The sequence below is a fragment of the Corynebacterium sp. HMSC073B01 genome (assembly GCF_001838255.1).
In the GTDB taxonomy this organism is placed as follows: Bacteria; Actinomycetota; Actinomycetes; order Mycobacteriales; family Mycobacteriaceae; genus Corynebacterium; species Corynebacterium jeikeium_D.
Genome location: NZ_KV836148.1, coordinates 1 through 25,669 on the forward strand (window position 1 = coordinate 1; position 25,669 = coordinate 25,669).

Genomic DNA, 25,669 nt, shown 5'->3' on the forward strand with positions numbered 1-25,669 from the left:
AATCAGACACACTTTTTGTCACTTAACCCTGAAATGCTCCCCACCTTTCAATCTGAGGGTGGGGAGCATTTTGGTTTTATGTGAAATGGAACTGGTTGGAGTCCGAGAGAGGGGAGGGACTACATGGCAGTGACTAGAACGCGTTCAAGTTCGCGTTCACGTGCGGCCGGCTTAGCTCGAAGGATTTCATTTCGTTCAGATTCGCTGAGACCGCCCCAGACACCGTATGGCTCACCAACCTTGAGTGCGTGACTACGGCACTGCATAAGAACGGGGCAAGAACGGCAGATAGCCTTCGCACGGGCTTCGCGTAGGCTGCGTGCGCGTCCGCGCTCGCCTTCCGGGTGGAAGAAGGTCGCGGAGTCCTGCCCGCGGCAAGAGCCGTGCAGCTGCCAATCCCACAAATCCGCATTGGGCCCGGGCAAGTGGTCGATGTACGTCATCGGAATTGATGTCTCCTTCATTGAGCTTTCTTGAAGCAGTGAGCTCAAGTGTGGAGGCCAACAATGAACGGTTGGTAAACCTAAGGAGACCAGCCGGGATACTACGCAAACAATTCCGTCAAACTCTTATCAAATTTTTAGAAACGGCCAGGTCGGCGAGAACGCAGACCGTCGACAAAGCCTGCGCAGTAGTCCCATGGGGCGTAACGGGAGGGGTCTGGATCGAATTGTGGCTCGTGAACCGGGGACGCCTGTCCAGACAGGAGCATCAGGTAGTGGTTTTCCAAAACTTCCCAGTTGTAAAAGTGCTCGTCACCGCAGTCCTCACACAACATGCAGACGCCCAGTAATCCCTCTGGGCTCAAAGCGGTGCGGAATAGGCGAACTGCGGCCAGATCTTCAAGAACCTCTCGACGTTCCTGGTCTGTCAGTGGAGCAAACGGCTCATCCGGCTCGAGAAAGCTTGCCGGGTCATTGGGATCTCCTTCGAACGGATCCCGCGGCATGGATGAGAAAAAGTTGTGGTTCACAACCACTACCGTAACAGCTCTGTACGGCAATCCTGTCGATTGGCGATGCACTTAGTTGGGGTTTAGTTCACCTTGGAATAACCCTCAGCTAGCTTTCGGCTAACCCTTGTCGGGCACCTGTCGCTCCGCCTAATTGTCGCGTTTCATCACTGAAGGACTACCCTGTATATAACGTTTGGCAACCACGAAGCGATAGCGCCCCTGGCCGGATGTCGGCAAGGGTGGAGCAGGAGGAGTCCATGACCAACCCCACGGGAATTAGCCTCGGCGGAGACAATCCCAACAAGATTCCACTAGTCGGCCTTACATTCGATGACGTCCTGCTGCTGCCGGATGCTTCGGACGTTATCCCCTCCGGCGTTGATACTTCGACGCAGCTCACTCGTGAGCTGCGTCTGAACATTCCGGTTGTGTCCGCTGCTATGGACACCGTCACCGAGGCCCGCATGGCTGTTGCCATGGCCCGCCAGGGCGGTATGGGTATCCTGCACCGCAACCTGTCTATCGAGGAGCAGGCTCAGCAGGTCGAGATTGTGAAGCGCTCTGAGGCTGGCATGGTGTCCGACCCGGTGACCTGTTCCCCGGATGACACCATCGCCGAGGTAGATGCCAAGTGCGCTCGTTACCGCATCTCGGGCCTGCCGGTCGTCGATAAGGACGGCAAGTTGGTCGGTATCTGCACCAACCGTGACATGCGTTTTGAGGCAGACCTGAACCGCAAGGTTTCCGAAATCATGACCCCGATGCCGCTGGTCGTGGCTGAGCAGGGTGTGTCTGGCGATGCGGCGCTGAACCTGCTGCGCGCTCACAAGGTGGAGAAGCTGCCGATTGTCGATGGCGAAGGCCGCCTGACTGGTCTGATTACCGTCAAGGACTTCGTCAAGAAGGATCAGTACCCGAATGCTTCCAAGGATGGTTCCGGCCGTCTGCTGGTCGGTGCTGGTATCGGTACCGGCGAGGACTCCTGGAAGCGCGCGCACGCATTGGCTGACGCAGGCGTAGACGTGCTCGTTGTTGATACCGCTCACGCCCACAACTCAGGTGTACTTGAGATGGTCTCCCGCGTTAAGAAGGAATTCGGCGAGAACATCCAGATTATCGGCGGCAACCTGGCTACCCGTGGCGCTGCACAGGCCATGATTGACGCGGGTGCAGATGCCATCAAGGTCGGTATCGGCCCAGGCTCGATTTGCACCACTCGCGTTGTCGCAGGTGTGGGCGCCCCGCAGATCACCGCCATCATGGAAGCCTCTGTCGCAGCTAAGAAGGCTGGCGTTCCGATTATCGCCGATGGCGGTATGCAGTTCTCCGGCGACATCGCCAAGGCTCTGGCAGCCGGTGCATCCTCCGTCATGCTCGGTTCGATGCTGGCAGGTACCGCTGAGGCTCCGGGTGAGGTCACCTTCGTCAACGGCAAGCAGTACAAGATGTACCGTGGCATGGGCTCGCTGGGTGCTATGCAGGGCCGCGGCCTGACCGGTGAGAAGCGCTCCTACTCCAAGGACCGCTACTTCCAGGCTGATGTCAAGAGCGAAGAGAAGCTGGTTCCGGAAGGCATTGAGGGGCGTGTTCCGTTCCGCGGCAGTATCGACTCCATCGTTCACCAGCTGGTCGGTGGTCTGCGTGCAGCTATGGGCTACACCGGTTCCGCTACCGTCGAGCAGTTGCACGACGCACAGTTCGTCCAGATCACCGCTGCAGGCCTGCGCGAGTCGCACCCGCACGATATCCAGATGACTGTCGAAGCGCCGAACTACTACCAGCGCTAAACTGGCTTAGTCGAGTTAAATTCCACGGAAAGGGCATGTGAGGAAAGCTCATGCGCGACATCGTTGAAATCGGTATTGGCCGCGAGGCACGCCGGACCTACGAGTTGGACGATATTGCACTCGTTCCCACTCGGCGTACCCGGTCGTCCAAGGACGTCGATACCTCCTGGCGAATTGACGCCTACGATTTCGAACTCCCGATGATGATGCATCCGACAGATGCCATCGCCAGCCCGGAATCCGTCGCTGAGTTTGCTCGCCTGGGCGGTTTGGCGGTTCTGAACGCCGAGGGTATCTGGGCCCGTCACGCCGATGCGCAGGACAAGATCGCCGAGCTGGTGGAGTTGGCAAAGAATGCCGCCACCAAGCGTGAATCCGAGGCAGTGAACCGCAAGCTGCAGGAACTGCACTCTGCTCCAATTGATACTGACCTGTTGGTTGAGCGCATCAAGGAGATTCGCGCAACCGGCGCGATTACTGCAGTTCGTGTCTCCCCGCAGCATGCCCGTGAGCTGGCTCCGCTGGCTATCAAGGCCGGCATCGACTTGTTGGTTATCCAGGGCACGCTGATTTCCGCAGAGCATGTCACGGCTCAGGGTGAACCGTTAAACCTCAAGGACTTCATCGGCAGCCTGGACGTTCCAGTTATCGCCGGTGGCGTTGTCGACTACCAGACTGCGCTGCATCTGATGCGTTCAGGTGCCGCTGGTGTGATTGTCGGTACGGGCTTTACGACGTCCCCGGATGCGCTCGGTATCGATGTGCCAATGGCTACCGCTATTGCGGATGCTGCAGCTGCTCGTAAGGACTACCTCGATGAGACCGAGGGGCGCTACGTCCACATCATTGCCGATGGCGGCATTGATACCGTCGGTGACATTGCCAAGGCAATCGCCTGCGGTGCGGATGCTGTGGCACTGTCCAGTGTGCTGGCAACCGTCCACGAAGCTCCGGGGCAGGGCTACGCCTGGCCGTCTGTTGCGGCACACCCGAAGTACCCGCGCGGTGCGGTGTGGCCGGTCGTCGACGATGAGAAGGAATTGGTCAGCCTGGAAGAGGCTCTGTTTGGCCCTTCCGCTTCGCCGTTCGGTGACCGCAATCTCGCCGGTGGCCTGCGTCGCGCAATGGCAAAGTGCGGCTTTACCAACTTGAAGTCCTTCCACCGCGTTGAGCTGTCGGTACGTCCGAAGGGTTTTTAATTAAAGTAATCGGATAGTTTTTTCGCAAAACTACCTTACTGAAAAGCCACCTCCGCTTAGGGTTAGGAACATGAGTTCCGCGCATTAGCGTTACGCCCTTAGAGAAGGTGGCTTTTCCCATGAGTAAACAACGTGATTTCGATGTTGTAATCGTCGGTTCCGGTTTTGGTGGTTCTGTTTCTGCTTTGCGGTTGACCGAAAAGGGCTACCGAGTGGCAGTTCTCGAAGCTGGTCGACGGTTCGAAGATAAAGACTTTGCCAAGACCAGCTGGCGGCTTCACAAGTACCTGTGGGCTCCCAAGCTGGGACTCTTTGGCGTCCAGCGCGTGCACATGTTGAAAGATGTCATGATTCTCGCTGGTGCCGGCGTCGGCGGTGGTTCTCTTAACTACGCAAACACTCTGTATAAGCCGGGCACTGAATACTTCCAGCACCGTCAGTGGGGGCACATTACCGACTGGGAGTCAGAACTCACTCCGCACTATGACAATGCATCTCGCATGCTCGGGGTGGTCACCAACCCATCCGACACGCCTGCCGACGTCGTCATGCGTGAGGTAGCCGAAGATATGGGAGTGGGCCATACTTTCCGCTCGACTCCGGTGGGTGTGTTCTTCGGAGCCAAGACAGGTGGACAGGGTGCGCCAGGGCAAACAGTTTCCGATCCTTACTTCGGGGGGATTGGCCCGGACCGTACTGCTTGTACGGAATGTGGTGAGTGCATGACTGGTTGCCGTCACAATGCCAAGAACACCCTGGTTAAAAACTACCTCTACTTGGCGGAGAAGTTCGGTGCGCAGGTCTTTGACCGCACTACCGTTACTGGCCTGCATCCTCAGGCTGATGGCTCCTGGGTTATTGACACTGAGCGCACTGGCCGTTGGGTAGCTAAGGGCAAGCAGCAGTTTAGCGCTAAGCGCGTCATTCTCGCCGCCGGTGCCTGGGGCACCCAGAATTTGCTGCACCGCCAGCAGGCCGATGGGCACTTGCCGCTGCTGCCGAAGTCTTTGGGCAAGCTGACCCGCACCAACTCCGAGGCTATTTTGGGCGCGATGGGTACGAAGGTGGACCCGGAAAATGACTTCTCTAACGGTGTAGCCATCACTTCGTCATTCTTCCCAGACGAGGACACCCATATCGAGCCAGTGCGCTACGGTAAGGGCTCTAATGCCATCGCAATGCTGCAGATGATTATGACCGAAGGAGGTCGTCGGACTCCGCGATGGTTGCAGGCTGTGGGAACCGTCGTAAAGCATCCTAACTACCTGACGCAGCTCGTGAATCTGCGTAAGTGGTCGCAGCGCACCGTGATTTCTCTGGTGATGCAGAATCGCGACAACTCGATTACGACGTACCTGCAAAAGATCGGGCCGGTGCGTTTCCTGATGAGTAAGCAGGGCGAGGGGGAGCCGAATCCGACGTGGATTCCGTCGGGTAACGAAGCTACGCAACGTGCGGCGGACAAGCTCAGTGCACGTGGTCGGAATGGTCGTGTGCTGGCTGGGGGCACTATCGGTGAGTTGGCAAACATTCCTTTGACAGCTCACTTCATTGGCGGCGCAACGATTTCGGATTCACCCGAAAACGGCGTTGTTGATCCGTACTTGCGTGTGTGGGGTTACCCGACGCTCTCGATTCACGACGGTTCGGCGATGGCAGCCAACCCGGGAGTGAACCCGTCACTGTCGATTTCCGCGAATGCGGAGCGTGCAACGTCGCTGTGGCCGAATAAGGGTGAGGAAGATCAGCGTCCGGCGCAGGGTGAGTCCTACGTGCGCCTGGATCCGATTGCTCCGGTGAACCCGGCTGTGCCGGAAGATGCTCCGGCTGCACTGAACCTGGGTATGCCCGCAGTCCGTAAGTCTTGATAAGCTTTAGGGCGTGTCTGAACAGGTGACTAAGCCCGTCCTCGTCGTGGACTTCGGTGCGCAGTATGCGCAGCTCATCGCGCGACGTGTGCGCGAGGCAAAAATTTATTCCGAAGTGGTCTCGCATGATGCGACGACCGAAGAAATTAAGGCCAAGAACCCGGCCGCGCTGGTGCTGTCCGGCGGCCCGTCCAGTGCCTACGCCGAAGGTGCCCCGAAGCTCAACCCAGAGTGGCTTGAGCTGGGCATTCCGGTGTTTGGTATTTGCTACGGCTTCCAGGCGATGACTGAGGTGCTCGGCGGCACGATTGCTGCTACCGGTGACCGTGAGTACGGCCGCACGCAGCTGAACGTCGTCGATGGTGGCGGTGTCGCTCACACTGGTGTGCCGGAGACACACGAGGTGTGGATGAGCCACGGTGACGCGGTGTCTAAGGCACCGGAGGGCTTCACCGTTACGGCGTCCACCAAGGGTGCTCCGGTAGCGGCTTTCGAGTGCTTGGAAAAGCGCATGGCCGGTGTGCAGTACCACCCGGAGGTCAACCACTCGCCGTATGGTCAGCAGGTTCTGGAGAAGTTCCTGTATGAGATTGCTGGCCTGGAGCCGGACTGGACTGCCGCTAACATCGCGGAAGAGCTGATTGAGCAGGTCCGTAATCAGGTCGGTGAGACCGGTCGCGCAATTTGCGGTCTGTCTGGCGGCGTTGACTCCGCAGTTGCCGCCGCACTTGTGCAACGCGCTATTGGTGACCGTCTGACCTGTGTCTTCGTCGACCATGGGCTGCTGCGCCAGGGCGAGCGCGAGCAGGTTGAGAAGGATTTCGTTGCCGCAACTGGTGCGAAGCTGATTACCGTCGACGATTCCAGGGTCTTCCTGGATGCTCTGGCTGATATCACCGATCCGGAGACCAAACGTAAGACCATCGGCCGTGAGTTCATCCGCTCCTTCGAGCGCGCTGTCGCACAGGCGCTGGAGGGCGCTCCGGAGGGCGAGACCGTGGACTTCCTGGTCCAGGGCACCCTGTACCCGGATGTGGTTGAGTCCGGTGGCGGTTCTGGTACCGCCAACATTAAGAGCCACCACAACGTCGGCGGTCTGCCGGATGACGTTGAGTTCACCCTCGTTGAGCCGCTGCGCCTGCTGTTCAAGGACGAGGTCCGTGCGGTCGGCCGCGAACTGGGGCTGCCGGAAGAAATCGTCGCTCGCCAGCCGTTCCCGGGCCCGGGTCTTGGTATCCGCATCATCGGCGCTGTCGATGAGGAGCGTCTGGATACCCTCCGTCGCGCCGACGCCATTGCACGCGAGGAAATGACGGCCGCAGGTATGGACGAGGTTGTCTGGCAGTGCCCGGTCGTCCTGCTTGCCGACGTCCGCTCGGTTGGTGTCCAGGGTGATGGTCGTACTTATGGCCACCCAATCGTGCTGCGCCCGGTTTCCTCTGAGGATGCGATGACCGCTGACTGGACTCGCGTTCCGTACGACACCTTGGAGAAGATCTCCACCCGTATCACCAACGAGGTGCCGGAGGTCAACCGAGTGGTCCTGGACGTGACCTCCAAGCCGCCGGGAACCATTGAGTGGGAGTAAGCCACTAGTTGGCAAGGGCCGTGTCTGTGAGTTGTGCAAACTCGCGGGCACGGCCCTTTTCCGTCAGGGCCGAATTGTTCCTGGTGATGGTGATGCGCTTATCGGCCACGAGTGTGTGGAGGGCTGCGCTCACGGCATCGTCGTCAAGCATGGCGAAGTAAGACAGCTGGTCGGTGAAGAAGACGTAGTTGTCGCGCAGACGTGCGGTGAAGAGGACCGCGAGGATGCGGGCCTCTGGTGAGTCGGCGGGATAAGGGCAGCGTTGGGCGAAGTCGTCGGGAAGTTGTGTGGACATCGGGAGGAAGCCGAATTGCCGCGGCAGGATTGCGCAGGTAGCGGTGATGGCGGACAGAACTAGGGTCACTATGCAGGCGATCGGTGTAGAGGAGATTCGTTCGGCGACAGCAGCAATAATCCATGAGCCGGGGAAAATCAGCAGCACGCTTACGCTGGAGGTCCAAGAGATGTCGTTTGGTGACTCACGCATCGGCTCGGCGAAATAGGATGGCCGAGTTTCTTTGGTGGGTGTTTTTGCGTGGCGCGGGAAAATGGTGATGCCAATGAGTGCGAGTAGAAGCGCAATCAGGATCCACCAGCCAATGGCGCCGATGATATGGGCGTTAAGCAGCGCGAGCAGCGTAATCACTGCGGTGATGACGCCAATCGCCGTCCCCAGCCGCACGGGGTTATTGATAAATTTTGTCGTGCGTTGAGTTGCGTCTTGGTAAGGCCCTGAAGAGTGTTGGCGTCGGCTGCATTCAGTCATACTTCTTAAGTTTAGTAGCGGTGGAACTATAGATTGTTGAGAGTCGTGTGGCTAGTGTTATGACCATGAGCATTGTAAAAATTAACGCTATTACCGTTCCTGAGGGTGCGGGAGAAGAGCTCGAACGTCGCTTTTCCGCTAACTCTTCGAAAATGACCGATGTCCCGGGTTTTATTGGTTTCCAGCTGCTGCGTCCAACCGCAGGGGAGAGCCGCTACTTCGTCTTCACTGAGTGGGAGAGCGAGGAGGCCTACCAGGGGTGGCGTGAGGGCCGTGCGTTCAAGGCATCGCATGAGGGCGAAAAGCGCAAGCCGGTGTCGTCGTCGGCTGATTTGCTCGAATTCGATGTAGTCCTGGATGTGAAGGCGTAAGCATTACGCAATGTAGTGTTCGGCTGAGGTTAGAGCGTCGCGCGGTGGTGTGCGGCGCTTTTCTTCGCACATTAATATCGAACGTACGTGCTATTTAAGGTAGTGTTTAATCCGCTTGTTGGGAAAGAATATTCGAGCAGGGTTCGTGGTGAGCATGGCAGTGAGATGAGGTGGAACAAGAAGTGACAACGGCGGTCAATATTGCTGCGGGGCAGTCTAGGGAGCAGACTATTGCGGCATTGCGGCAGGCGATGGCAGCCCAGTCTGGTGGGACTGCAACTGGTGCAACCTTTGGGCTCGGTGAGGCGCTGCCGGTGCCGGTGGCGTTGGAAAATACGTTGGCGGGAGCAGTGCGAAAAGGGGCTGTCAGTGTCATTGAACAGCCCGGTGCGGTATTGGCAGGCCTAATCGCGGAAGTTACGAAGACAGGTCATGTTGCGCTAGTTGGGCTCTCCGAGCAGGGGTTGCTCTCCGTGGTGGAGTTGGGCGGGAAGCTATCGAACATTGTCTGTGTGCCAGATCCTGGAATGCAGCCACTTGAAGTAATTGGGCTGTTGGCGGACGGCGTTGACTTGGTGGTGGCTTCGTTGGCACGCACTCCGCCGCCGTCGCAGGCACGTCCGCTGCAGGCACGACTGCGCACGAGTGGTTGTGCTCTGGTTTTTGTCGGGCAGCAGTGGCCGGGCGCTGAGTCGGAAATTTCCAGCTCTGTTGCTGGTGTTTCCGGGATTGGTACTGGTTATGGCCGGATTCGGGCAGTGGATTACCACGTCAGTGTGTCGGGGACGCGGTTTCCGCGGAGGCAGTGCCGTTGGCGGGTGGGGGAACAGGTGGAACAGAACAATGTGGTCGCCTTTCCCGCACAGAGGAGGTCCTAATGGCAGCGGCGGAATCGAGCCGTGTGGTGGCGCTATGGCTTCCTGATTGGCCAGTGCAGGCAGCGCATCTAGCATCTGTGACGTCGCAGGCTAATCCGCTCAGTCCAGTTGCAATTGTGGGTGATAGCGGAGTCGCTGCTTGTTCTCCAAGTGCGCGCCGTGCAGGGGTGCGGCGCGGGCAAAGTCGTCGCCATGCGGAAGCGTTGTGCCCGGAACTGGAGGTTGTCGAGGAAAGTGCGGTGCGCGACGCTGCGGAATTCGAATCCGTGCTGCAACGGTTGGAGGCGGTGGCAGCTGGTGTCGAAGCTCTACGGCCAGGCTTGGCGGTTGTGGCAGCGCGAGGGGTAATGCGTTATTACGGCGGACAGGATGTGGCCTTGGAAAAGCTGCTTGATGCCGCTGCGGTACCGGGCGTGGACTGCAGCTTGGGACTCGCAGACGATATTGTGACGGCTATTTTGGCAGCGCGCAGGGGAGTGCTGGTAGCTCCCGGGGAGGATGAAGGCCAAAGATTTCGGCAGGGAATCTCTCTGGTGGAGCTGAGGGCGGAAAGTGCACTGGAGATGCCCGCAGAGCTTGCGAAGTCGTGGCAGGAACTCGGCCTGCGCACATTGGGGGATGTCGCTGCGTTACCGAAGCGGGATATAGCCAACAGGTTTGGGGCGCAGGGGGCTAGATGGCACGATTTGGCCTGCCGTGGGGAAGTGCGGTTGGTGGCGCCGCGATCTTTGCCGCCCGGACTGGCTGTGAGTTACCAGTCTTGGGAGAGTCCACTCCGGAGAGTGGATGAGGCCTCATTCGTCGCGCGCTTTCTAGCTGGGCAACTGCATGAAAAACTTTTTAACCATGGGTATTCGTGTTACCGCTTAGCGGTAGTGGCGCAATTTAGTGACGGCTCAGAGGTGCGCAGAGTATGGCGCTGCACTGAGCCACTGGCAGAACAGACTACGGCTGACAGGGTTCGGTGGCAGCTCGATGGCTGGCTGAATAACAGGAATCGGCAGCAGCCACGAGGGGACAGCGGCACTGTTGCTGGAACTGTTGACGGCGCTGAGGAAAATGATGGAGATGACAGCCGCGGAATTGTAGAGCTGCAGTTAGAGCCACTGGATGTGGTCGCCGCCGGGGCCGTAAAGCAGGATCTGTGGCACGGTAGTGATGATGCGCGAGCCAAAGCGCGCCGGGCTGCCGAGCGTGTGCAGGGGTTACTGGGGTCAGAGGCAGTACAGCAACCAATCATGCAGGGCGGGCGTGGCCCAGGCGAAAGAGTGGGATTTGTCGCTTTCGGAGAAAACCCCAAAAATACAAAAACCGCGGAAATTAATCAGCCATGGCCGGGAGCTGTTCTTGCTCCCAATCCGGCAATTATTCCTGCGACTGCGAATGCAGAGGTGGAAGTGCTCGACGCCGATGGGCACACCGTGGGCGTAACTGGGCGAGCGACCATGACGGCGGAACCGTCCCTGGTGCGACATGGAGTAACAACATATCGCGTGTCATCGTGGGCTGGGCCCTGGCCGATTGATGAGCGCTGGTGGGTACCCGATGAGGCTCGCCGAGCGGCAAGAATACAAATCCGTGCGGTAGCGAATGACGGTACCATCGCCGCCTGGTTGCTCATAGGGCATGCCGGCGCATGGAGAATCGAGGGTGCTTACGCGTAGAGACGCAGTGGAGGAGGAGTGCGTCGGTGGGCAAACCGATTACTTCGATTGGAAGTCAATAACCAGGCGGTTCGGATTGCTCAACGAGAAAACCTTGAACGGGGTCTTATCTCCCTTGAGCCCGACGACATACTGAGTCTGCCCCTCGAAGGTTCCGGCACCGACGACTTCCTTAATAACGGACGTCGATGTCGGCTTGACCGAGTCAGAGGGGAAGTCCTCCATCTGGAAATCAAAGGGGTAGCCCATGCCCCGCAAGTCGATTACCAGCTTGGCTGTGCCGTCGACAGAAATCGGCTTGCCGGAGCCCTGCTGGGTTGGGACATCCTCGTAACGGACGAAGTATCCCGGTGTGCCCTCGCCGGTGAGTTCAAAGACAATACGGTCATAACCGTCGTGGGAACCGACGCGGACATCTTGAATACCCAAGTAAGCGCCATCGGAAGGAGCAGCTTCTGCAGAAGAGCTATTGAAATCGCCCTCCGGAGCAGCATCGTCATCCATGGTGGTCTGCGCCGCCGCAGACGAGCTAGTGGAGCTGCTAGAGCTGCTCGACAAATCGGAGGTGCCAGCGGTTGAGTCAGTTTTCATAGACAGTGCAGCAGCCGAGTCTGAGGAGGAGTCAGAGGAGCAGGCACCGAGAGCTAGACCCAATGCGAGGCACAGGGATGCCGCGATACGGGTACGAGTGCGCGAAGCATCCAGCGATTTCGTATTCATACGTCCGACGGTATGTGCGCAGTTGCGGAATTTCAACAAGTTGAACTGCAAAAGTCGAGGTCAAAGTTATTTGTTGTCAAAGTGTTGCACAATAGTAATAAAACAGGGGTGAACGCTGCGACCTAAGACCCAATCGCAGAGGCACTCAATTACGCTTAGGTGTATGAGCCAGGCCAAATTTGATACCACCTGTTCCGCTCAGATGGCTGAGCCGCTTCCCGGTACTGCAAAAGCCGGAAAGCTCTTTATTGCGTTGGAGCACCAACTCGGTTGGTCTCACGATATTTTTGACGGCGGGGTATGGGGAGCAGAGATCACCGGTCAGGTAGAAGCCTGGTTATCTGAGCGCGGTGGCGCGTTGCAGCTAATTCGCAAACCAGGCCGAATCGGCCAGCAGCCGTGTGATGGCGTTAACGTCTATATCGCGCATTGCGAGTCAGCGGATGGCTCTGAGGTTTTCCTCGAACATCGCATGGTTGCCGATGTTAAAGGCCTGATGACTCTGGATATCCGGCTTGGACAGCCCACCGAGGGGGCCACTCGTCTAGACCATCCACTGTTTCTCATCTGTACGCACGGTAAGCGCGATCGTTGCTGTGCGATTAAAGGTCGCCCGCTCGCTGCGGCGATGCACAACCTCTACCCAGAGGTCGTGTGGGAAACTTCCCACTCTAAGGGGCACCGCTTTGCGCCGGCTAGCGTACTGCTGCCATGGAATTACAGCTTTGGACGTCTGAGTGCGGTGGACGCCAAGGGGGTTATCGAAGACGCTCAGCGGGGCATCGTGCATGCAGAGGGCTGCCGCGGCCGTGGTATCTACACCCCGCAGGGGCAGGCAGCCGAGTTGGCTGTGCGTCGTCAAGCAGATACGTGGGGCGTAGACGACGTCGCACGCGTTGACGTCGACGGTACGACTGCGGTCGTCGTGCTTTACGACGGCCCCAGCGACCGCGACAAGGTCGTGGAATACGAAGTGGCCCTGGAGAAAATCACCACAGAAGGTGTTGTGTCTTCCTGCGGTGATGCTCCAGGGCCAAAGAAGGGCTGGGCTGCGGTCGAAGTAACCCGCCGCTAGCTAATGGCTAGCTAATGTGTGCGGCTACCTGCGCATAATCTTCTTGGAGAGCCAGTTGCCGAAGATCTGCGCCAACTGGACGATGAAGATGATGACCAGGGTTGTCACCAGAGTGACGTTCCAGTCGAATGCCTGGTAGCCGTAGGTGATTGCGAAGTTGCCCAGTCCGCCGCCGCCGATGTAGCCGGCCATAGCCGACATGTCGACCACGGCGATGAATGCGAAGGTGTAGCCAAGTACCAGTGGGCCCAGTGCCTCCGGCACGACGACCGTACGGATGATGCGCCACGGACTTGCGCCCATCGCACGGGCGGCCTCAATCACGCCGGGGTCGATGGACATCAAGTTCTGCTCCACCAGTCGCGCGATGGCGAATGTGGCGGCAATCGACATGACGAACACCGCGGCTTCGGTGCCGATCGTGGTGCCGACCACGTTCTTTGTCAGTGGGCCGATGGCCGTAACCAAGATGATGAACGGGATTGGGCGAACAAAGTTAATCAGGACATTGAGGACCTGGTAGACAAACTTGTTGCGCAACACGCCACCGTCGCGGGTGGTGTAGAGCAGCACGCCGATTGCCAGACCTGCAACACCACCAATCAGCATGGCGACACAGACCATGTAGAGCGTCTGGCCGAATGCCTCGCCCAGCATTGGGCCGAGGCTCTCCCAGTTGGTGTCCTTGCCACTCACCGATGGCAGAGAGTTTAAGAGACCGATCATGATGCAAGCTCCTCTACCTGTGTCAGTTCGGAAATGGCAGCAATGGCGGCATCGAAATCAGAGGAATCCGAGGCGGAATCACCTGTCAGCGGAGTCAACCGCAAAGTAAGGCGACCGTAGGACTTCGCCTGCACATTGGCGACTGCACCGTGTGCCACCGAGGCGGCGACACCGTGGGCACTAGTGGCCTGTGCTAGAGCACCGAGGTCAACACCGTCATTGATAGTGATGGTGATCAGGCGAGCCGCTGCGCTCTCGGCAGACTGATTCACCGAATCGCGTTCACGGCCAATTGGAACATCGCGCAGTGCGGTGGTGGCGAAGCGGCGGCCAACCTCAGTCTTGGGATTGGCGAAGACCTCGTGGACCGTACCGGTTTCGACGATGTGACCATTTTCCATGATGGCCATGCGGTCAGCGATACCGCGTACAACCGACATGTCATGGGTAATCAGCACGATAGTGACGCCCATTTCGCGATTGATGCGACGCAGCAGATCCAGGACACCGGAAGTAGTTTCCGGGTCGAGTGCCGAGGTGGCTTCGTCGGCAAGCAGGAGCGTCGGTTCGGTGGCGAGCGCACGGGCGATGCCGACACGCTGCTTCTGTCCACCCGAGAGCTGCTCTGGGAAGGACTCCGCTTTGTCGCCGAGGCCGACAAACTCCAACAGCTCCTGGGCGCGAGCGCGGCGCTTGGCCTTCGGCATCCCGGCCAGTTCCAGCGGGTATTCAACGTTGCGAATCGCGTTGCGCGAATGGAAGAGGTTGAAGTGCTGGAAGATCATGCCGATATTGCGGCGCAGGCCTCGTAGCTGGCGCTCGGAGATGCCGACGATGTCGGTGTCATCGAGCAAAACCTGCCCTGATGTTGGCTTTTCCAGGCCGTTAATCATACGGATGAGCGTTGATTTACCGGCGCCGGAATAACCGATGACGCCGAGGATTTCGCCGGGTTCAACGGTTAGGTTGATGTCGGCGAGCGCGGTGACGTCGCCGAATTGCTTGTTCAGCTCGCGGAATTCGAGCTTCGTTCCCCTGTTGGTCACGAATGAATCAGTGCCCCTTGGTCTGTGTTCCCTGGTGTTGGGCGGTACTTAAGTGGCAGTGGCGTTAGTTCTGCTCGCGCTGCTGCTCTTCGACGCGGTCCAAAATGTCCTGCAGCTCCTCAGCCGAACGGTCAACCGGAACCGAGGTGCCCTTGGAGTCCTCTGCGACTGCGTCCTGGACCTCCTTGGAGTGCCAGATCTTGGAGAGCTCCGCGTACTTCGGGTTGTCAGCATTTTCAGCTTTGGTGACAAAGACGTTGATGTACGGCTCTGCCTCCGTGGAGTTCGGGTCATCCTGGAAGATAGCGGTGTTCGGGTCGATGCCGGCGCGGTCCAGGAAGGAGTTATTGATAATGGCAGGCTTGCCCTCACCGTAGGCGGCCGGAGTCTGAGCGGCATCCACCGGCAGAACCGTGACCTTGGAAGCTTCCTTATCGATGTCAGCAGGGGACGGGGTCAGCAGGTCATCCTGCTTCAGCTTCAGCAGGCCAGCCTGAACCAGCACGTTAATAGCGCGGCCCTGGTTGGACGGGTCGTTCGGGATGACGACCTCGGTGCCCTTCTCCAGCTCATCAACCGACTTGTGGTCCTTCCAGAACAGAGCCAGCGGGACAATTTCGCTCGAGCCAATCGGAGTCAGGTCCGACTTAGCGCCGACGTTGTACTCAGCCAAGAACTTGATGTGCTGGAAGAGATTGACGTCGAGCTGGCCCTCATCGAGTGCACGGTTCGGGGTCTGGTAGTCGGAGAAGGGCTGAACATCCAGATCGATGCCCTGTTCAGAAGCCTTCTGCTCGAAAACGGTCCAGGCCTTCTTGCCGGCATCCGTGGTGCCGATACGAATGGCGTCATCCGAGCTGCCACAGGCGGTAAGGCCGGTTGCGGCGAACGCGACAGTAAGTACACCGGCGGAAAAACGCTTGAGGTTCATCGAGGGGTCTCCTTATTTAATGGGATTTGTTAGCTGAAGTTTTAAGGCAGAACTAGACCAAGCTGTCTTTAATTCTGGGGTTAAGGCTAGCACTTGCCCAGGTAGTGCTGAAAATTCAACTTCAGCCTAAACAGTCGAACGTGGCTGAGGTGTGACTTACGGATGCGTCCCGGGGGTGGCGCTTAATGCACATACTAATCGAAAATACGTTTGAATGCAGTCCGTAGGGTGGGTTAATGTTCATGGCATGGAAAACATCTCGGACGGACAGTCGGAGCAGTCCGGTCGGCCACTGAGCTGGTCGCGGATTGAGCGTATTCTATCGGGTAAATTTTCAGGAAAACTACAGCCTAATGGCAGCTTCAATGGCTGGCGGGGGCAGCTGTCAGATTCCATCGTTGGGGCTTTTGAAGCTCCGGAAAGCGGTGTTAGTGGCGGAGGTGGCGTGTCATTTTCGCCTGCGGATATTAAGGCGGAATTGCACTGTCGTTCGAGCTATTCATTCCTGCATGGCGCATCGGATCCGGAAGAATTGGTGTCCGAGGCTGCGCGTTTGGGGTTAAACGTGTTGGGGCTGACAGATCGCGATGGTTTCTATGGAATCGCTCGTTTTGCCGAGGCTGCAGCGGAGGCTGGTATTGCCACAATCATCGGCGCGGAGCTGGGGCTTCCGCAGCGGCCCCTCACGGTGCTGGGGCGGGGTCCCGAGGGCTATCGGCGCCTGAGCCACGCACTGTGTGATGCGCATATGTCTGCAGGGGAGAAGTCCGTCGTCCGCTATCCTCCACTGCCAGAGTTGGGGGAGGACGCAGGTGGTTTCTGGCAGGTGCTTGCCGACGTCAGCTGGGTCGGCGACTTGGAAGAGCTCATTGCGGCCTTCGGTGCGGAGAACGTGGCGCTCGAGCACCGCCTGAGCTCCACAGCAGAGGCGGCCGATGATGAGGAGGCTATTTCGGCCGCAGCTGTGAAGTATGGCCTGCGGGAGGTGGTTTCCTCTGCTGCGACGGCGGCCTCGCCTGCGGCAAGCCGGTTGGCTGGGGCGAAGCAGGCCCTTGCTGTGCGGGAGGACTTAGACGGGTTCGAGTCACGACTGGAGCCGGCAGGCGGAGCTTGGTTGCGTTCGTGGGAGGAGCTAGCGGCAGCAACACGGTATCTGGGGGTGCAGGTGCTGCAGTCAACACAGGACATTGCAGGTGAGTGTGCTTTTACGCTTGACCTCATTGCGCCTGAGTTGCCTCGCTGGGAAGTGCCAGAGGGCCACGATGAGGACTCCTGGCTGCGGGAAATTGCCCGTGCGGGGGCACGGCGGCGGTATGGTCCGGTCGATGGAGCTGGGGACGGCTCCGTGCAAGCGCGGGCGTGGGCGCAGTTAGAACATGAGCTGACTGTGATTCGAGAGCTGGGCTTTCCGGGCTACTTCCTCATCGTGCACGACATCTGTGAGTTCTGTCGCCGGGCGGGAATTCTGGCGCAGGGGCGCGGTTCGGCCGCTAACTCGGTGGTGTGTTTTGCGCTGGGGATCACCAATGTTGACCCCATTAGCGCCGGGCTGTTGTTCGAGAGGTTTTTGTCGCCAGAACGGGATGGTCCGCCGGATATTGATGTAGACATCGAGTCTGGTCGTAGGGAAGAGGTTATCCAATACGTCTATGAAAAGTATGGTCGTGACAATGCTGCGCAGGTAGCCAATGTCATTACCTACCGGCGGCGCGGCGCATTGCGCGATGCGGCGCGGGTGTTGGGATACTCGCAGGGCGTTATCGATGCGTGGGTCAGAGACCGGGAAGCGTGTCCGCCGGAGCCGGTGCGGAAACTGGCGGAGCAGCTTCGTGGGCAGCCTCGTCATTTAGGCATTCACTCTGGCGGAATGGTGATTTGTGATCGGCCGATTGCGGATGTCGTGCCAGTGGAATGGGCACGCATGGAGGGGCGCTCAGTAGTGCAGTGGGATAAGGATGACTGTGCGGCAGCGGGACTGGTGAAGTTCGACCTGCTTGGCCTCGGAATGCTGGAGGCCATCCACCATTGCATTGACTTGGTCTATGAACAGCATGGGCGCCGAGTGAACCTGTGGGAAATAGATGTCGCTGAACCGGAGGTTTACGAGATGTTGGCACGCGCGGACGCGGTGGGCGTGTTTCAGGTGGAATCGCGCGCGCAGCTGGCCACCTTGCCCCGACTGAAGCCGAGGGAGTTCTTTGATCTGGTGGTGGAGGTGGCACTCATTCGCCCAGGCCCCATTCAAGGCGGTAGCGTGCACCCCTACATTCGCCGCCGAAATGGACTCGAACCGGTGACCTATGAGCATCCGGTGTTGGAGAAGTCTCTCGGGAAGACACTGGGCATTCCGCTATTTCAAGAGCAGCTGATGCAAATGGCCGTCGATGCGGCGGATTTCAGCGGGGCGGAAGCGGACTCGCTGCGCCGCGCTATGGGGTCGAAGCGCTCAGTGGCCAAAATGGAAGCGCTCCATGCCCGTTTTCTGGCTGGGCTGGAGCGCACCAGTGGCATTGATGCGGATATTGGGGAACAACTGTGGAACAAGATAGTGGCCTTTGCCGCCTACGGTTTCCCTGAATCACACGCGCAGTCGTTTGCCTCCTTGGTGTATTTCTCGGCCTGGTTTAAGTACCACTATCCGGCGGAGTTCTGTGTAGCGTTGCTCCGTGCTCAGCCCATGGGGTTTTACTCTCCGCAGTCGTTGATTGCCGATGCCCGCCGGCACGGTATCGGCTGCGATGGTCCGGATATCGCAGTTTCAGGCGTGGAAGCCAGCGTCATCGATGGTCGTATTCGTTTGGGGATCGGTGCCATTGCCGGTGTGGGCAATGACGTGGCGGAACGTATCGTCGCAGCGCGGCCATTTGTCAACGCAGCAGATGTCGCCCGCAGAGCTCGGCTGGGTGTTGGGCACATGGAAGCACTGGCGCGCGCAGGAGCACTTGGGTCGCTGGGGATTGACCGTCGTCAAGCACTGTGGGCGGCGGGCGTGGCGGCGACGGAAAGTGAGGGCATGCTGCCGGGGCTCACGCTTGCCGACGCACCGGCGTTGCCCGGCATGACGGAGTTTGAGCTGGCAGCTGCCGATTTGATGGCAACGGGAGTGACCCCGGGGCAGTACCCGGTGGCCGCGTTGCGGGCAGACCTGCAGGAACGTGGAGTGGTGCCTGCTGCGGAACTGAAAGCAGTGCCCGACGGAACACGAGTAGAAGTGGCGGGAGTCGTGACACATAGGCAACGTCCAGGGACAGCTGGCGGAGTGACATTTTTGGGAATGGAGGACGAAACTGGGCTGGTGAATGTGCTGTGTACACCGGGGCTGTGGAATCGTTTTCGGCCGGTAGCGGTGAATTCGCGGGCGATGGTGGTGCGCGGTATCGCGCAGACAGCCTCTGGTGCGGTGACAATCGTGGCCGATCGTCTGGTGGATATGTCCGAGGCTCTGGGTCAGCCGGTGGTGGCAGGTCAAAGTAGAGATTTTCGCTGACTATTAGAATGGATTGTTATGCGCCAGACCTATGAATCCTCGTTAGCACCGGATGGGAGTGCAATCGCCTTTATTGTCCGCGATAGCGGCTACCCGCGTGCGGTACAGCAGGAGATTACTCCGGAGGGGCTAGGGGAGGAGCGCCCCGTGAAACTGCCGGTGGAAGGCCCGGTTACCAGAGTGCTGCACTCCCCGGATGGAAAGTGGATTGCCTGCGAGGTCTCTCCGTACGGTACGGAGCGACTGCAGACCTGGCTGGTATCCACCGATCCGGAGGTCGATGGTGCCCGCCCCCTGCGCATGGATGCGGATATGCGCGCCACACTGGTGGAATGGGATAACGATCTCCTGGCGATGAACGCGGTCGATGCCCAGGGCATTAACTATGCACGTTTGGTCAACCCGACAAACTCAAAGTATGAGGTCATTGATAAACGCACTGACAGCCAGCTGGTAGCGGCTGAAAGTGGGTTTGGCCTCGTGCGGGTGGGCCCGCGAGGCCACCGGGAGTTACTACTAGTCGGGCCGGGGCAACAGTGGCAGCCGCTGTTGCCATCCGATCCTGGCTCTACCACGGATGCCGGTGTCTTATTGGCGCATCCGGGGCAGGAGAAGCTGACCGCATTCGTGCTCTCAGATCATGGCGCGGAACAGCGTCGCATCCTGCGCCTGGGTATTACTCCCGACAGCGGTATCAGCACCACGGAGCCGCGTACAGCGGAATCGACCGCAGCGGAGATTTTGGATATGAAGATCGGCATCGAAGTTGATGTCGAGGAGTTCATTGGCAATCCGGATCAAGACGTCGAAGAATTCGTCATTAGTGAGGATTCCTCCACTGCGGCTGTGCTGTGGAATAGCGGTGGGGTCAGCACGCTCGAGGTGCTAACCCTTGGCCTTCACCCGCAGACTGACGACATGCGGGTGATGGTGCGCCGCAATGTGGAATTGCCGGGCATGGTTGCGCGCGAGCTGTCAATCTCCGGGGACGGTGAGCTGATCTCCCTGACAGTAGAAGGGCCAGGCCTTGCGCCAACGGTGGAGATTCTGCGCAATATCGGTGGTGTCATTGAGCCATTGGATATGGAACGTACCGAACGGATTTTGGCTCTGGAAGAGAAGAATCTGGAGACCATGCCGGCCCCAGAACTGGTCTACTTTGTCTCCCGCGATGGGCTGGAACTCTCTGGCTGGCTCTACCTTCCAGAGTCGGTGCGCAATAGCTCTAATGACGTTTCCGGAAACGCACTACCGCCGGCTTTCATCCATATCCACGGCGGCCCAGAACTGCAGGCGAAACCCATTCACCACGATGTTCTCGCCAGCATTGTGGAGGCGGGTTTCGTGGTGTTCACCCCTAATGTGCGCGGTTCCTCGGGGTCCGGTAGGTCATTCGAGCACGCCGGCGACCGCTATGGTCGCTTTGCCGCTATTGCAGATATCGCAGCGGCGCGTGCCTTCCTCGTTGATGCCGGGTTGGCGGACCCAGAACGCATTGCCCTGGGTGGGCGATCCTACGGTGGCTTCATGTCGCTGTTGGCCTCGGCGTGGTACCCGGATCAGTTTGCTGCCATCGTGGATGCGTGCGGAATGACAAGTTTTGAAACCTACTACCAATCCACAGAACCCTGGTTGGCTCAGGCCGCGTTCCCTCGATACGGCTACCCGTACCAGGATGCTGAGCTTCTGCGCGATATCTCGCCGCTGCACCGTGCGGAGGAAATGAAGGCTCCAACGCTCTTTATCCACGGCGAGTGGGATACCAACGTGCCTCCGCGAGAGTCCGGTCAGATGCGCAACGCCATGGACGCATACGGCGTGGCCACCGATTTTCTAGTGGTCGAGGGAGAGGGCCATAAGTTCTCGAAGCCGAGGAGCCGAGCGCTAATCGGTGAGACCATCATCGCGTTTTTCACCGAGCACGGTGTGTGCGATGCGGCGCCTGCCACGACAGCGGCAGCAGAAACCAACAACGAGCAGTAAAAGAAACAGCGGAAAAGAACTGACGGAAGAAATGAATAGCGCCACGACCGAGCCAACGAACTCCGAGCCAACGAACTCCACAGACTGGATTACGAGCCACACCTGCCACGTGCTTTTTGACCGGCCTGTCATCCCGCCGAACACTGGAAACGCTATCCGCATGTGTGCGGGTTCTGGAGCTATGCTGCATCTGGCCAAGCCACTGGGGTTCAACTTCGATGACAAAAATCTGCGTCGCGCCGGGCTGGATTACCATGACCTGGCCGATGTGCGTATTCATGACTCCATCGATCAAGCATTGGAGACCTTTGCCAGCCAAGGGTGCCGCATCTTTGCCTTTACCGCACACGCTGACACGTGGCACACAGATATTGAGTACACGAACACCGATGTTCTGCTCTTTGGCCCAGAGCCAACCGGGTTGGAACAGTCAGTGCTCGATGATCCGCGAATTACACAATTAATCCGAATTCCGATGCTGCCAGCTCGTCGCAGCATGAATCTTTCCAACGCCGCAGCAGTGGCTGCTTATGAAGTCTGGCGTCAGCAGGGCTTTATGGGCGGTAAATAGGGTCAAGGCGAGGGCTGTTACGGGGCATTTCTGGGCATTATTCGCTCCTGTGCCTAAGATAAATGCCATGGCAGCGACAAAGCTTGATGGCAAACTCTACCGAGACGAAATCTTTGAAGACCTGGAAAAGCGCGTTGAGCGTTTGAAGGAAGCCGGCTACACCCCGGGGCTGGCCACCGTGTTGGTTGGTGATGATCCGGGCAGCCACTCTTACGTCAAGATGAAGCATCGCGACTGTGAGCAGATTGGTATCGCCTCTATCCGCCGTGACCTTCCGGCTGACACCACGCAAGAAGAGCTCGAGGCAGTAATCACCGAGCTGAACGAAAGCCCGGAGTGCACAGGCTACATTGTTCAGTTGCCACTGCCGAAGCACCTGGATGAAAACCGTATTCTGGGGCTCATCGATCCGGAGAAAGACGCCGATGGCCTCCACCCGGTAAACCTGGGCAAGCTGGTCCTCAACGAGCCAGCACCACTGCCGTGTACCCCAAACGGCTGTATCCACCTGCTGCGACGCTTCGGCGTCGAGCTCAACGGTGCCAAGGTTGTTGTTATCGGCCGCGGTGTCACCGTTGGTCGCCCAATCGGCCTGATGCTCACTCGCCGCAGCGAGAACTCCACCGTGACGCTATGTCACACCGGCACCAAGGACTTGGCCGCTGAAACCCGTCAGGCTGATGTCATCATCGCCGCTGCTGGTGTCGCTCATATGCTTACTGCAGACATGGTCAAGCCTGGTGCTGCTGTGCTCGACGTGGGAGTTTCGCGTGTCGACGGCAAGCTGGCCGGTGACGTTGCTGATGACGTCTGGGACATTGCCGGTTACGTATCCCCGAACCCAGGTGGTGTCGGCCCACTGACTCGCGCTTTCCTTGTACGCAATGTCGTCGAGCGCGCTGAAAAGCTCGCTGGCCTGGCCTAGTCAGCCAGGAGGAACAACTCGTGTCGAAAAGGGAAATTGCGCAGCGTGCCCGGCGGGAAGATCTGCCGGATCCAATGCTGAACCCGCACAGCCCGAAGACCCCGCCTCCGGGGGCATCGTGGCCAATGTGGGTGCAGTATACGATTTACGGCGCGCTCTTTTTCGGCATGTCCGCCTTCGTTGTGTTTCTGGGGCTGGAGCGGTGGCGACGCGCCACATTCATGCTGGGAAGCACAATGATGCTGCTCGGTGTGGCTAGGCAGTACCTGCCGGACAGCATTCTAGGTGTGTTCTCTGTGCGATCCCGGGCCTTTGACCTATGGTTTTGCTCCATAATCGGGATGGGAATCGTATTCCTTGCAGTCAGCGTGGATGCGCTGGGAAGCTAGCTGACATTAACTGACATCGCGAGCGAGGAAATTACGCACAATCGAATCCACTCGTTCGAACTCCGTCAAGAATCCGTCGTGCCCCACGGCGGATTCAATCTTTTCTAGCCCCAAGCAGTTGCCCAGATTGCGGGCGAGGTGCTCCTGCTGGTGGAAGGGGTAGAGAATGTCCGTGTCCACACCGGCAACCATGGTCGGCACGGTTGACGAGTGCAGCGCTTCATTGAGGCCACCGCGATCACGGCCAATATTGTGCCGATTCAAGGTATCGGTGAGCACGACATACGAGCCTGCATCGAAACGCTGGGCAAGCTTCTCCGCTTGGTGATCCAGGTAGCTTTCTACCTGGAAACGATCTTCCGTGCGCATCGCGCCCAGCGGATCCTCACCGGGCTGCGCTGCCGCGCCAAAGCGATCATCCATCTCCAGCTCGCCACGGTACGTCAAATGCGCGACCCTGCGTGCGAATCCCAAACCTCGGGCCGGAGTCACACCGCGGTCGTAGTAGTCGCCGCCATGCCAATCGGGATCGGACTCAATGAATTGAATTTGCGCAGACTGAATACCAATCTGCCAAGCAGACGCACGTGCGCCGACACACATCACCAATGCCTTGCCGACGAAATCCGGGTGCATCAGTGACCACTCAAGCGCGCGGGCACCACCCAACGAGCCGCCAATGACAGCTTGGAGGCGGGAAATTCCCAGTTCTTGCAGCGCAAGGTGCTCCACTGTCACCGTGTCGCGCACGGAGATAGCGGGGAAGCGAGAGCCCCAGGGCTTGCCGTCGTCCGGATGTGGACTGGAAGGGCCGGTTGTACCGCGACAGCCACCGATGACGTTGGTGCAGATAATGCAGTACTCGTCGGTATCCAGTGCGCGGGCAGAGCCAATCATCCCGTTCCACCAACCCGCAGTCGGGTGGTACTCATCCGAGGGGCCGGAAGCGTGGGCGTCGCCGGTTAGAGCGTGCTCGAGGAGGATGACATTCGAGCAGTCGTCGTTAAGCCGACCCCAGCGTTCGAACTCGACAGTGACGTCGGGGATGACCGCGCCAGCCTCGGTTGTGACATCGCCGATAAAGACACGCCCCGGCTCGCCCTCGGGTGGGAGGGCGGCCGGGGTAGATGGGGAAAAGCTCATGCCTTATAGACTACTTAGTCCGTTCTGTGTCTGTGTACAAACGGTCTACGCGAGTGCTGCGAAGCCGCTCTCGAGATCGGCGATGATGTCATCGATGTTCTCGATACCGACGGAGAGACGCACGGTGGCCTGGGAAATGCCGGCGCGGGTCAGACCCTCCTCATCGGACTGGGAGTGAGTGGTGGTGGCCGGGTGGACAACCAGCGAGCGGACATCACCGATGTTGGCGACGTTGGAGTGCAGCTTCAGAGCGTCAATGAACTTCCACGCCTTGGCGGTGTCGGCGTCCTTCAGGTCGAAGGAGAGCACGCCGCTGGCACCGGAAAGGCCCAGCTTGGTCAGGGTCTCGTACCACGGGGAGCTCGGCAGGCCAGCGTAGTTGACCTTGGCGACCAGCGGGTGGTTCTCGAGGAACTCAGCGACTGCCTTGGCGTTTTCATTGTGGCGCTCGATGCGCAGAGCCAGGGTGTCGAGACCCTGAGCCAGAACCCACGCATTGAACGGAGCCGGAGCAGCGCCGGTGTCGCGGAGAATGCCAGCGCGAGCGCGCAGTGCGAAGGCCGGAGCGCCCAGGTCAGCGAACTTCAGGCCGTGGTAAGCCTCGTCGGCCTCGGTGAAGTTCGGGAAGATGGAGCGGCCGTTGCGGGTCTGAGTCCAGTCGAACTTGCCGCCGTCGACGATGACACCGCCGAGGGAGGAGCCGTTACCGGTGAGGAACTTGGTGGTGGAGGAAACCACGACGTCAGCACCGTGCTCGAGTGGGCGCAGCAGGGCCGGGGTCGGAACCGTGTTGTCGACGATCAGCGGAACGTTGTTGCGGTGTGCAACCTCGGCGATGGCAGGGATATCGAGGACGTCGATCTGCGGGTTGGCGATGGACTCACCGTAGAAACCGACGGTGTTGTCCTGAACTGCTGCCTGCCAGGACTCCGGGTCATCCGGGTTCTCGACGAAAGTGCAGTCGATGCCAAGGCGCGGCAGGGTGACCTTGAACAGGGTCTCAGTACCGCCGTAAAGGCGTGGCGAAACGACGAAGTGGTCGCCTGCACGAGCCAGGGTGAGGACAGCAGCGGTCTCAGCTGCCTGGCCGGAGGAGAACAGTACGGCAGCGACGCCGCCTTCGAGGCTGGCGATGCGCTGCTCGACGGCATCCACAGTCGGGTTGGTCAGGCGGGAGTAAATCGGGCCTGCATCCGAGAGGTTGAAGCGGTTGGCAGCGTGCTCAGCGGAATCGAAGACGTAGGAGGAGGTGTTGTAAATCGGCAGGTTGCGCGCGGAGGTCTGTGCGTCGGGAGCGAAGCCGGCGTGAATAGCGCGAGTGGACAGGCCCCAGTTGGCGGCGTTGCTGTTGTCGTACTTGGTGGTCATTTCAGATACTTCCTTGCGGTTTTTGAGATTGTTCAAAACGTTGCTTACAAACAATAGTGAACCAAGCTGTCTATTGCAAAGTTTTGGAAAAACCCAAGGTAAGAGGGTGTGTGTATCTGTGTCGAGAGTGCTATAGCCCGCTTAGTACGGATTGGTTTGATTGGCTCTGGGGCGTGGCCAGTTGTGGGGGGTGGGGTGTGTAGGGAGCTGTGGCTAGGTGTGTGTGGAG

At 58.9% G+C, this 25,669-nt stretch carries 22 protein-coding genes; 13 read left to right on the forward strand and 9 right to left on the reverse strand.

Annotated features, from left to right (window positions below; translation table 11 throughout):
- Positions 1-119: 119 nt before the first annotated feature.
- A complete protein-coding gene (locus HMPREF2849_RS03325) occupies positions 120-443 on the reverse strand; it encodes a WhiB family transcriptional regulator (RefSeq protein WP_016422117.1) in 324 nt (107 codons plus the stop codon).
- A gap of 137 nt (positions 444-580) precedes the next feature.
- The gene (locus HMPREF2849_RS03330) at positions 581-949 is read right to left on the reverse strand and encodes a DUF5319 domain-containing protein (protein ID WP_038629374.1); all 369 of its coding nucleotides are present in this window, start codon (positions 947-949) and stop codon (positions 581-583) included.
- A gap of 263 nt (positions 950-1,212) precedes the next feature.
- On the opposite strand from HMPREF2849_RS03330, the gene guaB reads away from it, so the two are divergent.
- The 4 genes from guaB (at position 1,213) to guaA (ending at position 7,397) form a co-directional block, all read left to right on the forward strand.
- A complete protein-coding gene (gene guaB, locus HMPREF2849_RS03335; RefSeq protein ID WP_016422119.1) occupies positions 1,213-2,742 on the forward strand; it encodes an IMP dehydrogenase in 1,530 nt (509 codons plus the stop codon).
- Between the two features lie 50 nt (positions 2,743-2,792).
- The gene (locus HMPREF2849_RS03340; protein ID WP_016422120.1) at positions 2,793-3,941 is read left to right on the forward strand and encodes a GuaB3 family IMP dehydrogenase-related protein; all 1,149 of its coding nucleotides are present in this window, start codon (positions 2,793-2,795) and stop codon (positions 3,939-3,941) included.
- A gap of 119 nt (positions 3,942-4,060) precedes the next feature.
- On the forward strand, positions 4,061-5,809 hold the full coding sequence (locus HMPREF2849_RS03345; protein ID WP_049169947.1) for an FAD-dependent oxidoreductase: 1,749 nt from the start codon (positions 4,061-4,063) through the stop codon (positions 5,807-5,809).
- 13 nt (positions 5,810-5,822) lie between these two features.
- Positions 5,823-7,397 carry a glutamine-hydrolyzing GMP synthase gene (gene guaA / locus HMPREF2849_RS03350; RefSeq protein ID WP_070429826.1) on the forward strand — a complete coding sequence of 525 codons (1,575 nt, stop codon included), beginning with the start codon at positions 5,823-5,825 and terminating at the stop codon, positions 7,395-7,397.
- Positions 7,398-7,401: 4 nt separating this feature from the next.
- Here guaA and HMPREF2849_RS03355 read toward each other — a convergent pair whose 3' ends face one another.
- On the reverse strand, positions 7,402-8,163 hold the full coding sequence (locus tag HMPREF2849_RS03355) for a hypothetical protein (protein ID WP_246822096.1): 762 nt from the start codon (positions 8,161-8,163) through the stop codon (positions 7,402-7,404).
- Between the two features lie 65 nt (positions 8,164-8,228).
- On the opposite strand from HMPREF2849_RS03355, the gene HMPREF2849_RS03360 reads away from it, so the two are divergent.
- The 3 genes from HMPREF2849_RS03360 to HMPREF2849_RS03370 all read left to right on the forward strand — a co-directional run bounded on the left by HMPREF2849_RS03360 (position 8,229) and on the right by HMPREF2849_RS03370 (position 11,076).
- Positions 8,229-8,534, forward strand: coding sequence for an antibiotic biosynthesis monooxygenase family protein (locus HMPREF2849_RS03360; protein ID WP_038629377.1), 306 nt, complete (start codon positions 8,229-8,231; stop codon positions 8,532-8,534).
- Positions 8,535-8,716: 182 nt separating this feature from the next.
- Positions 8,717-9,412: a hypothetical protein gene (locus tag HMPREF2849_RS03365; RefSeq protein ID WP_070595978.1), complete on the forward strand. Its 696-nt coding sequence runs from the start codon at positions 8,717-8,719 to the stop codon at positions 9,410-9,412.
- Positions 9,412-11,076 (forward strand): Y-family DNA polymerase, encoded by a 1,665-nt coding sequence (locus tag HMPREF2849_RS03370; protein WP_070862597.1) that lies wholly within the window; start codon positions 9,412-9,414, stop codon positions 11,074-11,076. The genes HMPREF2849_RS03365 and HMPREF2849_RS03370 overlap by 1 nt, the downstream gene beginning before the upstream one ends.
- A gap of 39 nt (positions 11,077-11,115) precedes the next feature.
- On the opposite strand, the gene HMPREF2849_RS03375 is transcribed toward HMPREF2849_RS03370, so the two are convergent.
- Positions 11,116-11,796 (reverse strand): AMIN-like domain-containing (lipo)protein, encoded by a 681-nt coding sequence (locus tag HMPREF2849_RS03375; protein WP_049190345.1) that lies wholly within the window; start codon positions 11,794-11,796, stop codon positions 11,116-11,118.
- A gap of 163 nt (positions 11,797-11,959) precedes the next feature.
- Between HMPREF2849_RS03375 and HMPREF2849_RS03380 the strand changes: the two genes are divergently transcribed.
- Entirely contained in the window at positions 11,960-12,871 is a 912-nt protein-coding gene (locus HMPREF2849_RS03380) for a sucrase ferredoxin (RefSeq protein ID WP_070545690.1), read from the forward strand.
- A gap of 24 nt (positions 12,872-12,895) precedes the next feature.
- On the opposite strand, the gene HMPREF2849_RS03385 is transcribed toward HMPREF2849_RS03380, so the two are convergent.
- The 3 genes from HMPREF2849_RS03385 to HMPREF2849_RS03395 form a co-directional block, all read right to left on the reverse strand.
- Entirely contained in the window at positions 12,896-13,528 is a 633-nt protein-coding gene (locus HMPREF2849_RS03385) for a methionine ABC transporter permease (RefSeq protein WP_224433327.1), read from the reverse strand.
- A 65-nt stretch (positions 13,529-13,593) separates the two neighbouring features.
- A complete protein-coding gene (locus HMPREF2849_RS03390; RefSeq protein ID WP_070545695.1) occupies positions 13,594-14,643 on the reverse strand; it encodes a methionine ABC transporter ATP-binding protein in 1,050 nt (349 codons plus the stop codon).
- Between the two features lie 64 nt (positions 14,644-14,707).
- A complete protein-coding gene (locus tag HMPREF2849_RS03395; RefSeq protein WP_070566172.1) occupies positions 14,708-15,574 on the reverse strand; it encodes a MetQ/NlpA family ABC transporter substrate-binding protein in 867 nt (288 codons plus the stop codon).
- A gap of 247 nt (positions 15,575-15,821) precedes the next feature.
- Between HMPREF2849_RS03395 and HMPREF2849_RS03400 the strand changes: the two genes are divergently transcribed.
- The 5 genes from HMPREF2849_RS03400 (at position 15,822) to HMPREF2849_RS03420 (ending at position 22,929) form a co-directional block, all read left to right on the forward strand.
- Entirely contained in the window at positions 15,822-19,061 is a 3,240-nt protein-coding gene (locus HMPREF2849_RS03400; RefSeq protein ID WP_070862616.1) for an error-prone DNA polymerase, read from the forward strand.
- Positions 19,062-19,079: 18 nt separating this feature from the next.
- The gene (locus HMPREF2849_RS03405; RefSeq protein ID WP_070862598.1) at positions 19,080-21,044 is read left to right on the forward strand and encodes an alpha/beta hydrolase family protein; all 1,965 of its coding nucleotides are present in this window, start codon (positions 19,080-19,082) and stop codon (positions 21,042-21,044) included.
- 31 nt (positions 21,045-21,075) lie between these two features.
- Positions 21,076-21,615, forward strand: a complete 540-nt coding sequence (locus HMPREF2849_RS03410) for a tRNA (cytidine(34)-2'-O)-methyltransferase (RefSeq protein WP_070862599.1) — start codon at positions 21,076-21,078, stop codon at positions 21,613-21,615.
- 67 nt (positions 21,616-21,682) lie between these two features.
- Entirely contained in the window at positions 21,683-22,540 is an 858-nt protein-coding gene (locus HMPREF2849_RS03415; protein WP_005510041.1) for a bifunctional methylenetetrahydrofolate dehydrogenase/methenyltetrahydrofolate cyclohydrolase, read from the forward strand.
- A gap of 20 nt (positions 22,541-22,560) precedes the next feature.
- Positions 22,561-22,929, forward strand: coding sequence for a DUF3017 domain-containing protein (locus HMPREF2849_RS03420; protein ID WP_005510063.1), 369 nt, complete (start codon positions 22,561-22,563; stop codon positions 22,927-22,929).
- Positions 22,930-22,935: 6 nt separating this feature from the next.
- Here HMPREF2849_RS03420 and HMPREF2849_RS03425 read toward each other — a convergent pair whose 3' ends face one another.
- Together HMPREF2849_RS03425 and HMPREF2849_RS03430 are read right to left on the reverse strand one after the other, a co-directional pair.
- Positions 22,936-24,072: a homoserine O-acetyltransferase MetX gene (locus HMPREF2849_RS03425; protein WP_016422137.1), complete on the reverse strand. Its 1,137-nt coding sequence runs from the start codon at positions 24,070-24,072 to the stop codon at positions 22,936-22,938.
- A gap of 45 nt (positions 24,073-24,117) precedes the next feature.
- A complete protein-coding gene (locus HMPREF2849_RS03430) occupies positions 24,118-25,440 on the reverse strand; it encodes an O-acetylhomoserine/O-acetylserine sulfhydrylase (protein WP_070595948.1) in 1,323 nt (440 codons plus the stop codon).
- Positions 25,441-25,669: the final 229 nt, after the last annotated feature.